Consider the following 14,186-nt stretch of genomic DNA (forward strand, 5'->3'; position numbering starts at 1 on the left):
CATGGAACTCGACGACAAAACGATCGCCGTGATCGGGCTCGGCTATGTCGGCCTGCCGCTTGCGATGGAGTTCGCAAAAACCAGGCCGGTCGTCGGCTTTGACATCCGGCGGCAACGCATCGACGAACTGCTTTCCGGCCGCGATTCGACGCTCGAGGTGGCCCCCGAGGATTTCGGGCGCGCAGGGCAGATCGAATTTACCGACGACCCTGACGCCTTGCGCCGATGCGGAATTTTCATCGTCACGGTGCCGACGCCGATCGACAAGGCCAACCGGCCCGACCTCAAGCCTCTGATCCTGGCCACGGAAACGGTCGGCAAGGCGTTGCAGCGCGGCGGCGTGGTCATCTACGAATCGACGGTCTATCCGGGCTGCACCCGTGAAATCTGCGTGCCGATCCTCGAAAAGCTGTCGGGTCTTAGGCTGAACGAGGGGTTTTTCGTTGGTTATAGCCCCGAACGGGCAAATCCCGGCGACCGCGAGCATCGCCTGACGACGATCACCAAGGTCACCAGCGGATCGACGCCCGAGGCTGCCGACGCGATAGACGCGCTGTACGGTTCGGTCGTACGCGCCGGCACGCACAAGGCGAGCTCGATCGAGGTGGCCGAGGCGGCAAAGGTCATCGAGAACACGCAGCGCGACCTGAACATCGCGCTGATGAACGAACTGGCGATCATCTTCAACCGGCTCGGCATCGATACGCTGGAAGTGCTGGCGGCGGCCCAGACGAAGTGGAATTTCCTGCCGTTCCGCCCCGGTCTGGTCGGCGGCCACTGCATCGGAGTGGATCCATACTACCTGACGCACAAGGCCCAGGAGGCCGGCTATCACCCGGAGGTCATCCTCGCCGGACGGCGCATCAACGACGGCATGGGCCGCTATGTGGCCGACCAGGTCGCCCGGCTGATGATGCGGCGCGGCTTTCCGGTGGTGGGAAGCCGTATCCTCGTGATGGGGCTGGCTTTCAAGGAAAACTGCCCGGATATGCGCAATTCCAAGGCGATCGACATCGTGCGGGAGCTGAAGCAGTTCAACGCGTCGGTTGACGTCTGGGACCCGTGGGTATCGGCCGAGACCTGCAAGAACGAGATTGGCCTCGATTGCCTTTCGGACCAGCCCTTGCAGGGCGCCTACGATGCAGTGGTGGTGGCGGTGGGGCACCGGGAGTTCATCGAGGCCGGCGCGGTGGGCGTTCGGGCGCTCGGCAAGGACGCGGCCGTGCTCTACGACGTCAAGGGCATATTCGGGAAGGACGAGACGGACGGACGCCTGTAACGGAGGCTCCGCATGTCGCCGCGCACAAGGCTTTTGCTGCCGGGCGCCGATCTTGCCAAACAGGATGCGAGCAATTAGACGGTTGGCGAGGGGACGGGCGAGATCGATGCGATAGGGGCACGGTCGGCCAGTTTGCAAATCTCTTCCGCCGCGAAGGATGATACGAAGCCTGGCTTTGCATCCATGCCGTTGCCGTCGAGGGACGAATCTTGAATTTGCGCGGGGCTGTCCCCACAGCTGACGCACTTGGAGCATTTCTGGACCGGCATGCAAATGACGCCCATGATCGCAACAGGCAGCTATGCAATAAACGCGCCCGATGTCGTCGCGGAGGATTTCGATGGAAAGATCGTGATCCTCAATCTGGGCGACGGCCGTTACTTCAGTCTCGATGGCATAGCGTCGCAAATATGGTCTTTGCTTGTCGCGGGACTGAGCCCGGCGGCGATTTTGGAAAGCATCGAGGCACATCAGCCATCGCTGACCGGACGTTCTTCGGAGTTCGTCGATCGTTTGATCGAGTTGAAGCTCATCCGCCCACAAGACGCCGAGGCGGGCAACGCCCAGGGGCCGATCAACGAAACCTGGTCCGGCGAAGAACCCAGGATCGAGGTTTTCGACGACCTTGCGGAGCTGATTCTCGCCGATCCCATCCATGACGTGGACGAGCAGGCGGGATGGCCAGCGCCACGACCCAATCCGTGATCGAAGCAGGATCGAGAAGGCGGCCCGTCGATGACGTGTCGATGCAGAGCCTTCTCGCCTATGCCAGGGGTCGCCTAGCCGCCGCGGCCGCCTTTCCGAAAGCGCGCCTCTTCCGGCGCGACCTCAGGCTGGCTCGTCTCGACATGACGGTGTGGTTCGCAAGCGAGGCCCTGGCCGATCTGTGCGGCAGGAAGCTGGTCCTGCGCGAGAGCGCCCGACCATTCGAAGCCGCCGCCGAAATATTTGCGCTGGATGCCGAGGCGGAAGGCTGGGAAATGCCCGCGGCGTGGCGCGAAAGCAGCGGCTTTTCGTCTCGCGAATTCGACAGGACGCTCGCGCTCGGCAATGTGCGCGGATTTTACGACCACGACGCGCCGTCCTGGCAATTCTTCGATTCCGCGGCCGGCATCGGCGTCCAGACGCTTCCAACCCCACTCGGCATGCCGCCTTGGGAGGAGGGGTCTCCGCTTCGCCTGTTCCTGCATTGGGCTTACGCAGCCGCCGGCATGCGGCTGACACACGCGGCGACGTTGGGTTACAACGGGCGGGGCGCGCTGATGGTTGGCGCAAGCGGCTCCGGAAAGTCTGGCACGACGTTGGCGGGCCTGTTGAATGGCCTGAGCAGCGTCGGCGACGACTATGTACTCGTCGAGCAGGGCGATGGGGTCGTGGCTCATTCGGTCTTCGGGGTATTCAAGCAGGACCCGCAAGGACTTCGCCGCGCTGGCCTGCCGCCGGAGCGCCTTGCGGACCGAAGGCTGAATTGGCATGGCAAGATAGAGTTCGACGCGGCAAGGCTCTCGCCTGATGGTTTTGCCGAGCGCATGGACATCCGCGCATTGTTGCTGCCCGAGATCGCCCGATCGAAACACACACGGATCGAACGTGTTTCCGCGCAGAGGGCGGCACTGGCGCTGGCGCCGTCCTCGGTTTTCCAGCTTGCAGGCGACGCAGGGGAAGGATTTAGGTTCCTTGCCGACTTGGCCAGACGCCTGCCAGCCTATCGGGTAAGCTTGTCGGAAGAACCGGCGGAGATCGCCGCTTCGATCAGATCGTTCCTCGAAAGGGAGGCGGAGCATTCCGGTTAGCGTGATCATGCCGGCGTTCAACGCCGACCGTTTCATCGATGCGGCGATCCGCTCGCTCTTGGCTGAGCGCGATGCCGTCGATCTGGATATCATTGTGGTCGATGACGGCTCCACGGATGCGACCAGACCGGTCGTGGAGTCTCTAGCCGCCGATTTTCCCGAGGTCCGCCTGCTGCAGAACCCCCGCAAGGGCATCGCCGCCGCGCGCAACACCGGATTGGATCATATACGCGACGACTGCCGCTTCGTGGCCTTCCTGGACGCGGACGATCTCTCCGTACCCGGGAGGATCGAGCGCCAGCGCTCGCTTCTCGCCGGCGATCCCGGCATCGACGTGCTTTACGGCTTGGTGAAGATGTTCTCCATCGCCGACGAGTCGCAAATGGCGCCGGCGGCCCAAAGCGCGACCAAGATAATCCGCGGACCCTATCTGCAATCCGCGATGTATCGCCCGCAGGTCATCCGAAGCGTCGGCAGGTTTGACGAGACGTTTCGCCAGGGATGCGACACCGATTTCGTGCTGCGCGTCATCGAGCGGGAGTTCAACCTCGTCCTGGATGACGGGTTGGCCTGCTACTATCGCAGGCACGACGCGAACGTTACGCTGAACGTTCAGGAAATGCAGCGCGAGTTCATGCTGGCGAGCCTCAAATGGGCGGCGCGCAACCGCATGAAGGGGAAGGTAGAGGTTCCCAAGGTTTTCTCGGAGATGTTTCTTAGGCGGGATAAAATCGAGGAGGGGTTTGGCGCGTGACACCGGCCTATTCGGTTGTGATTCCCGCCTACAACGCTGCCGGAACCATTCGGCAGGCGGTTGAATCCATCCTCGGCCAGTCGGTTCCCGCGCAGGAGATCATCGTCGTCGACGACGGATCCACCGATGAGACGGCGTCGGTAGCAGCCGCGATGGCCGGGCCGATTACGGTCGTCCGGCAGGAGAACGGTGGCCCAGGCGCTGCCACGACGACGGGATTCCGCCGCGTCGCAACTCCCTGCTTCGCGACGCTCGACGCAGACGATCTTTGGCTGCCCGCGAAGATCGAGCGCCAACTGGCCGCGCTAGAGGAGGACCCTGGATTGGCCGGTGTCTTCTCACTGGGACGCCAATTTCCGGACGGCCAGGCGCCCGATCCAGAAGGCGATGGCGCGGTCACGCGGCTCTGGACGCGCACCACCTTGCTGTTCCGCACCGACGCCGCGCGCAAAGTCGGGGATTTCACGGATATGCCGGGAATGCTTGGAGAAATGGTCGATTGGCTCGCCCGCAGCCGCGATCTGGGGCACCGGCATTTGATGCTGGAAGAAATCCTGGCCATGCGCCGGATTAGGGCCGGCAGTCTTTCGAGCAACCGTGACGCGGAGCGCAACCGGGGCTATCTCGTCGCAGTCCACAATGCGTTGAAACGAAAGAGGCGGATGGCGTCGGAAAGCGGGACGGGACCTGCTCGCGATGAGGGGTAAGATTTTAGCGCTCCTGCTGCGCAGCGCCTGGCCCAGGCCCTCGATCGACAGGCTGTTGCGCGCAGCGATGCTCGACGACTCGAATGCCGCGGCGGCCGCCTGGCACGAATTCGAGGCGTCGGCGGACTTCGACCACCTGACCGCAGGCGAGATGAGGCTCATCGCATTCGCGTCGAGGCGGCTGAGGGCGCTGGCCCCGGAAAGCCCCATGCGCGCGCGTATCGGCGGCATCGAGCGGGCGAACTGGTCGCAGAGCCAGATGGTCATCGGCGAAGCCGGCGGCGGCCTGCGCGTACTGGCGGCCGCCTCGATCGACATGCTGGTCATCAAGGGCGCCGGCCGATTGGCCGCCGGAGGCCCAACCGCACGCGGGCGTGTCGTCAACGATGTCGATGTCGTCGTGCGGCCTGACGACCTGAAGCGCGCCTTCGACCTGTTGACGGCGGACGGATGGCTGCCGGCGGAGTCCGGGACTGCGGTATATCACGCAGGCCACCTGGCAGGCGCGGTCGGCATCAATCTGGTGCGCGGGCGTTTCGGCAACCTCGACCTTCACCGCACGGCATTTCACCCGCCGTATGAATCGGCGGCTGAGGACGCAGCGATCTGGGACCGTTCAGCCAGCGGTGCGATCGCCTATACCCCCGTGCGCGTGCCCTCCGCTACCGATGCCGTCGCCATCGCAATCGCGCATGGATCCCTCGACGCGCACAAGAGCAGCGACTGGCTGGTCGACATTGCGGTCGCCATCGACAGCGGCGTCGACTGGGTGCTTCTGCAAGAGATCATCGAACGCAGACGCCTGCACGCGGCCGCAGCCACGGCGCTGGGCTATGCGCGCGAACGCCTCGAGCGGCCGGTGCCGGAATCGGTCATCGTCAGCCTGGAGAAGAAGGCGGCACGCCGCCCTGTCTCCTTGCTTGCCGCACTTGCGGAGACGCGGCCGAAGACGGACAGGATCGGCTTTTTCTGGCTCGCGCGCGCCGTGGCGAAGCAGAGCCGGCTCATGCGAACCTACCGAAGACGCTTTTCAGGCGATCGTCGTCGCGTCGTGCTCCCCTCGCTGCTGACCGGCGGCAGCGTGACTGCATCCGGCGCAAAGGTGCTGGAAGAACCGCTTGTCCTGCCGGATCGGAAGCCGGGCGAGGCCTGGCGCGGCAGCCTGGACATAACGGTTTCCGTCGACCTCCCCCCAGCGTCCAGGCGGATAGACTTCGAGCTCAATTCGCATGGCCGGCATCACGCGCGGCTGAGGGCCATCGTCCTCAATCGAGGCAGGCGCGAACGGCTGCTGCGTTTCAACGTTCCCGTGGAGTTGGCGCCTGACGATACAGCGCCGGTGCTGGTGGCGGCGGCCTCGCGCATATTCAATGCCAACGCGCCGCAGGCGCTGGTTGAGCGTTACGCCGCGACGCCATTCAGGGTCGTCCGCCTTCGAACAAGGCGTCTGTTGCCCAAGACATGAGGCTGGCGGCGATCAGTGGTCCGCCTGATCAGGATCAGGGGTCGAACGGGCCAAGGCGGATGGGTACTTCCCTGGCCGGCTGCGAAAATCGGCGCCCGAACGTTCGGAAATAGCTGATGAATTTGTTTAACCAAGTGTGGCGCCAATAGACAACGCGTTGATCGGAAAGGTCGAATTCGACCGTGCGCCAACGCACTGTGGCAGGCTTTCCGTTCGGTGATCCGAGTGCGCGGGCCTCAGTCAGCAGACGGATGTTCCTGCCCGAAACGTTTATCCCAACCCCCGGCCTCTTGCGGATCGCCGACGACAGGACCTGCAGATACTTGCGCGTCCAACGAGGCTGTACGACCAGCTTTGGCAGAATGTAGTGGGCATAGGGATAGGTGCCCGGCGGCTGCGGCCACGCCTGGATTTCACCCGCGCAATAGCCGGGAATGACATGGCGCGTCATGCAGGAGAGGGCGTCTGCGACGAAATCGGAGGGATCGGTCGTCCCGGAGACGTCCGACATCGCCGCCTGCGCCACGATCGCCCCTTCGTCGAAGGCATTGGTCATTTCGTGCAGCGTGACTCCGCCTGAGCGTTCCATGGCATCGTCGATCGCCAGCCACTGGATTGGTTGAGGCCCGCGGTAGTGCGGCAAGAGGGCAGGGTGGAAGTTCAGCGCCCCGCGCGGAAAAAGCCCAAGCAGGCCGTCAGGGATCAAGCGCATGAAGGCGTAGCTGATCGCCACGTCGGGTGCGTCCGCAGCGAGTTTCCGGTAAAGGTCCTGCCAGTCCAGCGGCGGTTCGGGCCTGATCACGGGAATACGATGGCGGCGAAGGTGTCGCATGACCGACCATTGCAGGTTAAGCCACTGTACCGGCTCGGACAGCACACGGGGCCCCTTCTGACGGTAGACGACGATCGCGCTGATGCGGTGTCCGCCGTCCAGCCATGCCTTGATCATGGGGGCGGCGATCCCGGACAAATGTACGAAGAACACGGCGGTCAATGGGACCTGACCGCCCCCGGCCGCGGGAATTGGGGTTGGTTCAGTCACGATTCACCGGACCGGGCAGGACAAGGAAATCAAATCCGCGCCTGACCCGCGGATTGACCCTGCGGACGCAGATATTATAACGAAGACCGATTCTTCGGGGAAATCTGCCATGAAAAAACACTATACTAAACCCGCATTGGTGAAGCGCGAAACGATTTCGGCGGTTACCGCAAAGGGGAATGACTCCTTGGCACCGCTCTAGCCGCAACTCAAACTTGGCAATTTGCGTATTGGGCCTGGAACTTGACTGGTGCGATCTTCCGCTTCAGAAGCTGGCGGCGCCCTGAACCCCGGCTATGGCGCGATAGCCTGAGGAGTTGAACGATGCCCCACGACGAAGTGTATTCCCTGTCGCCGTTGGCCTCCTTCCAGTCGGTCGGAGACGGCGCCGTCGTGCTGCTCGCCGACAGCGGCCAGCTCTATTCGTGCAATGACACGTCCGAAGCCTTTCTGCGCCATGTCGACGGAAAGCGTTCACTCGCCGACATCGTCGATCTGCTGGCCGAGGAGTACGAAGTCGAGCGCGAGATGCTGGAGGCCGATCTCGCCGAGTTGGCCGCGAGCCTGATACAGGAAGGCGTCATCGTCGGCGGCAAGAACTGAACGGCAGGCACGGCGCGTGAGTTTCCTGAAAACCTGTCGGTTTCGCATTGACCTCTGGCTGGCGGCGCGATCGCTGCCCTGGCGGGTCGCGGGCAAATCCTTCGAGGAGATACTCGCGCAGGCGTCGCCCCAAGGCCGTGTCGACTATGCCGGCCTTCCGGCGGAGTACATCTCGCGCCGCGTGCGCAAATCGGTCCGTCACCCCTGGCTGATGCGTGATCGCCGCTGTCTTCGCGAGGGGCTTCTCGGCTTCGAGTTTCTGCGCAGGTCGGGATATTCGCCGGAGCTGCATTTCGCGGTCGATCCCGCTTCGGTCTCGTCCGACCGGATATCGGCCCATTGCTGGGTCTGCCTGGACGGCAAGCCGGTCGTCGGAGATCGGCAGGGCGACCAGATTACCATTTTCGTTCACCGCTCGGAAACGCCTGAGCCGGCCGGCGACAGGACAATGCATTGATCAGCCGTCATTTCGACTTGATGGGGCCTGTTCTCAGGGTCAACGTGGAGGATGACCGCCTGGCCGATCGCTTCGGGGCACTACTGCGTGGCCTGGCAATCGAAACGGCGAACGATCCGGCGTTTACGCTTACGATCCAGGAGGGAACGCCCAAGTCGATCCCGGGTGCCGCCACGACCATCTACGAAGGGCCGGTCTTCTGGGAGGGTGACTGCGTCTATGCCGAGGATGGGGGGCGACTTTACCTTTCGTTCCCTGGCCGGCTCTCCCTGATGCTCGATCCAGAGGCCAGGGCGGCGCAGATAGTCGCCGCGCCCGACAGCGTTTCGCGCGTCGGCGCGACCGCCGGCATGTTGGTGGTCGACGCGGCGGTCGACGCATCCGGCCAGTTCATGCTGCATGCCGCGGGCCTGACCGTGCCCGGCACCGACGCACAGGTTCTGGTCTTCGCGCAGAGCGGAACGGGCAAGACGACCACCTCGCTGGCGCTCGCCGACAGCGGCTTCGGCCTGTGCACCGACGATTCCATGGTCATCCGGCTCGACGGGACCGAGGCGACCGGGTGGGGCCTGCCTCGCGACCTCAAGGTCCATCACAACACGGCCGAGATGATGCCGTGGCTGAAGCCCTACCTGAAGGGCAAATGGAACGACGAGGGTGAGCAGGCCATCACGCGCGCCGCCCTGTCGGACCGTATACGCGTGGAGACTGCCGCGCGGCGGCCCATCGCGGGGGTCTTCTTCCTGGAACGCGGAAATGCCGAGCGCGCCGTGGCGGCTCCGCTCAGCCAGACCGATACGCTCGTGTCGCTCGCCGCCGACAACGTGCGGACGGGCAGAACAGGCCTGCTGAAATCGCATCAGCGGCGCTTCGCGGGCCTTGCCGGCCTGGCCTCTTCGGCGCCGACTTTCAAGGTGACCGTCGGCTCCGACCCGCGCTCGACCGCTCCGGCGATACTCGACGCGCTCGGCCGAGGTTAGCGCCGCCCGCCCGCGACCCGCGACAACAATTGCAGGCCGCGGAAGGCCTTGCGCCTTGCATGCGACGCGCGCCCCGACGTGCTCATGGCATTGTGGACCGCGGCGGGCGAAACCAGACGCTTCGACAGCGCGGCGGTGAAACCCGACGAGAAGCGCTCAGCCAAATCGAGCACGCGCCGGTCGCCGAACAGCTTGCCGGCGAGATTCAGTGAGACCGCGAGCTCAAGCTCCGCCCCGATGGCGCGGGCCGCCCGGTCGAGCAAGGGCAGATCGGCGTCGGGCAGGGCGCGGGCGGCCTGGACGATATCGACCGCGAATTGCAGCCGGTGGAACTTGTGGCCGCAGGCGGCGTGGATGACCGCGGTCATCAGGAGCGCGGCAGGCGTGTTCGGATCGCCGTCTCCGGCGCGCATAAGGTCGGCATAGGAGTAGGAAAGCAGCCGACGGAAAGAAGCATAATGCACGAGATTGCCGTGCAGCTCGATGAGGACGTTCGGATTGTCGGAACGGCCCCATTTGTATTCCTGGTTGCTGTCGGACCTGTCCCAGACCTGCTTGGTCAGTGCGACGAAGCCGAGCGGGGGAAGGGCCGCATTTGCGCGCGCCAGGTTTTCCGGCGCGGTCAGAAGGTCGATGTCAGTGAATGGCCGGTCTGTAGACATCCGGTAGAGCCGCTCGGCGAAGACCGGTCCCTTGACGATCGCGACCGGTATGCCGGCATCGGCAAAGGCGGCGGTGATGCCGCGGCTGTGATGGCGCAGGAGCAGCGATTGACCCGCCATGAGCGTGACCGTTGTCCCGGCTCTTTGCATCTCCGCCTGGAACGCCTCGCCGAGGTCGGAAGAAGGCATCGTGCGGAACTTGCGCCAGACGATCGGCAGCACGCCATGCAGGCGGGCGACCGAAAGCATTCTCAGCGCCGCCTGCTCGTCGGTCCAGTCCTGCGGGCTTACCTCCCGTTCCGGATCGGCAAGGGCCGCGAAGAGAACCTGCTCGCGCACCGTCAGTGGGGTGTGGCGCTCTTCGTCCAATGTGTTTCCCCGTTTTCTGTATTTATGCCGACGCCGGCTGGTGCATGTAGAGCCGCGCCACGTCCGCAACCGAGCTGATGCCGGCTATCTCTTCCGGCAACAGCTTGCGGCCGAGTTCGGTTTCGATTTCAAGGATGATGTTGATATGGCCGATGCTGTCCCATTGCGGCAGGGTCTGGACATCCGCATCGGGACCGACCGCGTCGAGAGAGCACTTCAGCGCATCGGAAATCGTCTTGCGCGCTTTGAGTTCGGCAGCTTCAGGCATGCGGCGTGAGCTTCCTCTGCTTTTCCCAGTCCGCGCGCAGGAGTTCGAAGATCAGCGTGTCGAACAGCTCCCCGCTGACTGGATCGCACTGCGCATTGTGCAGCGTGCCGACATGCTTGAAGCCGAGCTTCTTATAATTGAAAACGGACGCGGCGTTGCGTGCCTGCACCGTGCAGCACAGGCGATCGATGACCTTGTTCTCGAAGGCATGGTCGATCACGGCCTTGCGAACCTCCGCGACGACCTTCTGGCCCCACCATTCCCGGTCGTGAACGGCAACGACGAGCGTGGCGCTGCGGTATTTCTGCAGCGTCATGCCGTGCACGCCGATCGGCGCGCCGCCTTCCTTCGGCTCGATGGCGTGGGAGAATTTCGATTTTCCGTTCACCCAGACCATCTTCCTCAGCCACCGCCACGGGTTGAGCGGCTTGGGAGAATGGATGAGGTTTCGCATGATCTCCGGATCGTGGTTCCAGTTGCCGCGGCCGATGCGGAACGCCTCGACGCGGCCGAGCGGGCGCAGGACGAAGCGCTCCGTCTCGAGGCGTTGCCGCATGGGATGAGACTTCGCCATTATTCGGCGGCTGCCCGCAACGAAAGCGCTGTCTCGCGCACGACGCTTCGCACGATCTTGCCGCGCTCGTTGCGCGGTATCTCTGCGAGGCGGAAGATCCGGGACGGCGCCGCCTCGGCGCGGATGTGCTTGCGGCACCATTCCTTGATCGCCTCGTCGCTTGCCTGCGCGCCTTCGCGCATCACGATCGCGACGGCCACGGCTTCGCCCGAGACAGGATCGGCCAAGCCGAAGGCGCAGGCTTCCGCGATGTCGGGGTGGCGCTCCAGAAGCATGTCGATTTCCTCGGCCGGCACCTTGATGCCGCCGCGGTTGATCTCGTTCTTGATGCGGCCGACTAGAAACAGCCGCCCATCGGCGTCGATCTCGCCGATGTCGCCGGTCCTGAACCAGGAACCATGGAAGACTTCAGAGGTCTTGTTGGCCATGCCGTGGAATCCGAGCATGATCGAAGGCGAGTTCAAGACGACTTCGCCCGAACCGCGCTGGCGAACCTCGCCATCCTCGCCGAGCACGCCGAAGCTGCCGCCCCATGCGCGGCCGACAAGGCCGTCACCCGCGGCCGGGTCTTCGAGCGAAGCGCCGCCGATCCAGTTCGCCGTCTCGGTCATGCCGTACATGTTGAAGACGCGCTTCGTTCCGGCCCAGCGGCCGATCTCGGTCCAAAGCTCGAGCGAAAGCGGCGCCGAACCGACATGGACGCGGGCGAGCGGATGTTTCGGACCCTCAGACATGCGCATCGCGATCTTCCAGAACGATGGCACCGAACTCATGAAGGTGATTTTTTCACGATCGATGAAGTCCGCGAGATCGCGAAGTTCGGCGACATCCGGGCCTGTCCACACGTGAAGCGCGCCGCCGCCGGCAAGCGCGGTCAGGCAATTGCCGATGAGGCCGTGGCCGAAGAAGGCCGGAAGCACGTTGAGCGTACGCGCGAGATCGGGCAGGCCGATGGCGTCGATGTTGAGGGCGAGCCTCGCGGAAAGCGAACGCAGGCTGTGGACGACGCCCTTCGGCGTGCCGGTTGTGCCCGAAGTCATCAGCATCAGGGCCGGAACGTCCAGGCCAAGCGCGCGGCTGGCGAGGACGCCGAGATCGGCCGGCTTGTCCTCGACCAGGCGAAGCGGCGTCTCGCAGGCGACCGGCCCGAGCCAGAGCCTCGCGCCGGTGGAGGCCAAGACGCGCCTCTGTTCGTCGGGCGTGAGCCTGGGATTGACAGCCACTGCAACCGCGCCGGCAGTCCAGGCAGCAAACACGTCGAGAATGAATTCGGCCCCGTCGGATTGGCCGACGACCACCGTGTCGCCGCGTTCGATGCCGCTTGCGGCGAGCGCAACGGCGCGTTCACACACGGTCTGCCAGATCGCGTCCCGCGAATGGCGTTTGCCCGAGCGCACATCGATGAGTTGCGCGGTCTCCGGGAGAGCGGCGACGATGGCGGGAAGCAGGGCTGCCACGGAGGCTTTGGTCAATGGACTTTCCAGCAAGGTTCGGGCTGACCTCGATTGCCTCAAACCAAGCCGATCCGCAAGTCCGAGGAACGGGGCATGCAGGGGCGCCTGTGCAAGGAATCAGGCAGAGCGCAGGACGCCGAGCCTACATCGTCGCGCCGATTTGCCAGGGCACGAACTCGTTGTCGCCGTAGCCAAGCTCTTCCGACTTGGTCTTCTTGCCTGACGCAACCGCGAGGATTTCCTTGAAAATCTCCTCGCCCTTCTCCTGCAGGGTCACGCCGTCGAGTATGTCGCCGCAGTTGATGTCCATGTCGTCGATCATGCGCTCATACATCGGCGTGTTGGTGGCGAGCTTGATCGACGGCGTGGGCTTGCAGCCATAGGCGGAGCCGCGGCCGGTCGTGAAGGCAAGGATGTTGGCGCCGCCAGCCACCTGGCCGGTTGCGGCCACGGGATCGTAGCCGGGCGTGTCCATGAACACGAAACCCTTCTCGGTCACCGGATCGGCGTAGTGGTAGACGGCGTTCATCGTCGTCGAGCCGCCCTTCGCCGCCGCGCCGAGTGACTTTTCGAGGATGGTCGTCAATCCGCCGAGCTTGTTGCCGGGCGACGGATTGTTGTTCATCTCCATGTTGTTGCGGGCGGCGTAGTCTTCCCACCAGTGGATGATCTCGATCAGTTTCTCGCCGACTTCGAGGTTCCTAGCGCGCCGGGTGAGCAGGTGTTCGGCGCCGTATATCTCCGGGGTCTCGGAAAGGATGGCCGTGCCGCCGTTTCTGACCAGGATGTCGGCCGCGACGCCGAGCGCCGGGTTGGCGGTGATGCCGGAATAGCCGTCGGAGCCGCCGCACTGCAGCGCCAGCATCAGTTCCGAGGCTGGCAGCGTCTCGCGCCTGGCTTTGTTGACGGTGGGGAGCATCGCCTTGACCGCCTCGACGCCGGCCGCGACGGTCTTTCTGGTGCCGCCGACCTCCTGGATGGTCATGGTGCGAAACGTTTCGCTTTCCTGAACGCCATAGGCTTCCTTGAAGCGCGGAATCTGGAAGCCTTCGCAGCCAAGGCCGACCATGATCACGCCGCCCATATTCGGGTTGGTCGCGTAACCCCAGGTCGTCTTCTTCAGCGTGTCGAAGATCACGCCGCGATAGTCGATCACGCAGCCATTGGCTTGCTTCAGCGCAACGATGCCGTCGATGTTGGGATAGTCGTCGAGGATGCCGGAGCGCTCGATCTCCTTGGCGATGAACCCGGCGACGGTGGTCGAGCAGTTCACCGAGGTCAGGATGCCGACATAGTTGCGCGTACCGGCCTTGCCGTTGGCGCGGCGAAAACCCTGGAAAGTGGCCTGTTCCTCGACCGGAAGGATGTTTTCCGGGCGCGCGGCCTGGGCGATCTGGTAGTCGCGCTCGAAGGCGCCATGCTCGGGACCCATGTCGCAATTGTGCTCGTGGACCCAGTCGCCGGGAATGATCGGCTGGCTGGCGAAACCGATGATCTGGCCGAATTTCGTGACCGGCTCGCCTTTTGCGATCGGCTGGATGGCGACCTTGTGACCGAACGGAATGCGCTGACGCGCGGCGATGCCTGGGGCAATCGTCGAGCCGGGCTCGGTCCTTTCGGTGGCAACGACGACGTTGTCTTCTTCGCTCAGACGGAGAGTCCTGGCTACTTTCTCTAGCATTCAAATCGTTCCAAGTTTGGGCCTGACCATTTACAGCAGCGCGGTTGGCAGCGCTACCAATCCTTTGTCCGGCTAGTTCCCGCCCAGGGGTCGGGCTT

15 protein-coding genes are annotated in these 14,186 nt (G+C 64.1%); 9 read left to right on the forward strand and 6 right to left on the reverse strand.

Annotation, left to right across the window (positions count from 1 at the left end; translation table 11 throughout):
- The first annotated feature begins 1 nt into the window (after nucleotide 1).
- The 6 genes from ABLE71_RS18245 (at nucleotide 2) to ABLE71_RS18270 (ending at nucleotide 5,998) form a co-directional block, all read left to right on the forward strand.
- The gene (locus ABLE71_RS18245) at nucleotides 2–1,279 is read left to right on the forward strand and encodes a nucleotide sugar dehydrogenase (RefSeq protein ID WP_348784883.1); all 1,278 of its coding nucleotides are present in this window, start codon (nucleotides 2–4) and stop codon (nucleotides 1,277–1,279) included.
- 273 nt (nucleotides 1,280–1,552) lie between these two features.
- Complete coding sequence (locus tag ABLE71_RS18250) at nucleotides 1,553–1,984, forward strand: PqqD family protein (protein ID WP_348784884.1); 432 nt, start codon at nucleotides 1,553–1,555, stop codon at nucleotides 1,982–1,984.
- Nucleotides 1,957–3,072: a serine kinase gene (locus ABLE71_RS18255; protein WP_348784885.1), complete on the forward strand. Its 1,116-nt coding sequence runs from the start codon at nucleotides 1,957–1,959 to the stop codon at nucleotides 3,070–3,072. The genes ABLE71_RS18250 and ABLE71_RS18255 overlap by 28 nt, the downstream gene beginning before the upstream one ends.
- 7 nt (nucleotides 3,073–3,079) lie before the next feature.
- Nucleotides 3,080–3,826, forward strand: coding sequence for a glycosyltransferase family A protein (locus tag ABLE71_RS18260; RefSeq protein WP_348784886.1), 747 nt, complete (start codon nucleotides 3,080–3,082; stop codon nucleotides 3,824–3,826).
- The gene (locus tag ABLE71_RS18265; protein ID WP_348784887.1) at nucleotides 3,823–4,533 is read left to right on the forward strand and encodes a glycosyltransferase family A protein; all 711 of its coding nucleotides are present in this window, start codon (nucleotides 3,823–3,825) and stop codon (nucleotides 4,531–4,533) included. Before ABLE71_RS18260 ends, ABLE71_RS18265 begins: the two co-directional genes overlap by 4 nt.
- A complete protein-coding gene (locus tag ABLE71_RS18270; protein ID WP_348784888.1) occupies nucleotides 4,523–5,998 on the forward strand; it encodes a nucleotidyltransferase family protein in 1,476 nt (491 codons plus the stop codon). Before ABLE71_RS18265 ends, ABLE71_RS18270 begins: the two co-directional genes overlap by 11 nt.
- A gap of 34 nt (nucleotides 5,999–6,032) precedes the next feature.
- Here the strand turns inward: ABLE71_RS18270 and ABLE71_RS18275 are convergent, their stop codons facing one another.
- Nucleotides 6,033–6,983 (reverse strand): formyltransferase family protein, encoded by a 951-nt coding sequence (locus tag ABLE71_RS18275; protein WP_348785157.1) that lies wholly within the window; start codon nucleotides 6,981–6,983, stop codon nucleotides 6,033–6,035.
- Between the two features lie 381 nt (nucleotides 6,984–7,364).
- On the opposite strand from ABLE71_RS18275, the gene ABLE71_RS18280 reads away from it, so the two are divergent.
- The 3 genes from ABLE71_RS18280 to ABLE71_RS18290 are packed head-to-tail and all read left to right on the forward strand — an operon-like array spanning nucleotide 7,365 to nucleotide 9,080.
- A complete protein-coding gene (locus ABLE71_RS18280; protein WP_348784889.1) occupies nucleotides 7,365–7,643 on the forward strand; it encodes a PqqD family protein in 279 nt (92 codons plus the stop codon).
- Nucleotides 7,644–7,659: 16 nt separating this feature from the next.
- A complete protein-coding gene (locus tag ABLE71_RS18285) occupies nucleotides 7,660–8,100 on the forward strand; it encodes a lasso peptide biosynthesis B2 protein (RefSeq protein WP_348784890.1) in 441 nt (146 codons plus the stop codon).
- The gene (locus ABLE71_RS18290; protein ID WP_348784891.1) at nucleotides 8,097–9,080 is read left to right on the forward strand and encodes a serine kinase; all 984 of its coding nucleotides are present in this window, start codon (nucleotides 8,097–8,099) and stop codon (nucleotides 9,078–9,080) included. Before ABLE71_RS18285 ends, ABLE71_RS18290 begins: the two co-directional genes overlap by 4 nt.
- On the opposite strand, the gene ABLE71_RS18295 is transcribed toward ABLE71_RS18290, so the two are convergent.
- The 5 genes from ABLE71_RS18295 to ABLE71_RS18315 form a co-directional block, all read right to left on the reverse strand.
- Nucleotides 9,077–10,111: a nucleotidyltransferase family protein gene (locus ABLE71_RS18295; RefSeq protein ID WP_348784892.1), complete on the reverse strand. Its 1,035-nt coding sequence runs from the start codon at nucleotides 10,109–10,111 to the stop codon at nucleotides 9,077–9,079. The two genes, ABLE71_RS18290 and ABLE71_RS18295, sit on opposite strands and share 4 nt — an antisense overlap.
- Before the next feature lie 22 nt (nucleotides 10,112–10,133).
- Nucleotides 10,134–10,379: an acyl carrier protein gene (locus tag ABLE71_RS18300; protein WP_348784893.1), complete on the reverse strand. Its 246-nt coding sequence runs from the start codon at nucleotides 10,377–10,379 to the stop codon at nucleotides 10,134–10,136.
- Nucleotides 10,372–10,935: a GNAT family protein gene (locus ABLE71_RS18305; RefSeq protein ID WP_348784894.1), complete on the reverse strand. Its 564-nt coding sequence runs from the start codon at nucleotides 10,933–10,935 to the stop codon at nucleotides 10,372–10,374. The genes ABLE71_RS18300 and ABLE71_RS18305 overlap by 8 nt, the downstream gene beginning before the upstream one ends.
- A gap of 17 nt (nucleotides 10,936–10,952) precedes the next feature.
- Nucleotides 10,953–12,425 (reverse strand): class I adenylate-forming enzyme family protein, encoded by a 1,473-nt coding sequence (locus ABLE71_RS18310; RefSeq protein WP_348784895.1) that lies wholly within the window; start codon nucleotides 12,423–12,425, stop codon nucleotides 10,953–10,955.
- A 124-nt stretch (nucleotides 12,426–12,549) separates the two neighbouring features.
- Nucleotides 12,550–14,088, reverse strand: a complete 1,539-nt coding sequence (locus tag ABLE71_RS18315) for an altronate dehydratase family protein (RefSeq protein ID WP_348784896.1) — start codon at nucleotides 14,086–14,088, stop codon at nucleotides 12,550–12,552.
- Nucleotides 14,089–14,186 lie beyond the last annotated feature (98 nt).

It is taken from the genome of Mesorhizobium sp. KR9-304 (genome assembly GCF_040049215.1).
Lineage (GTDB): Bacteria > Pseudomonadota > Alphaproteobacteria > Rhizobiales > Rhizobiaceae > Mesorhizobium_K.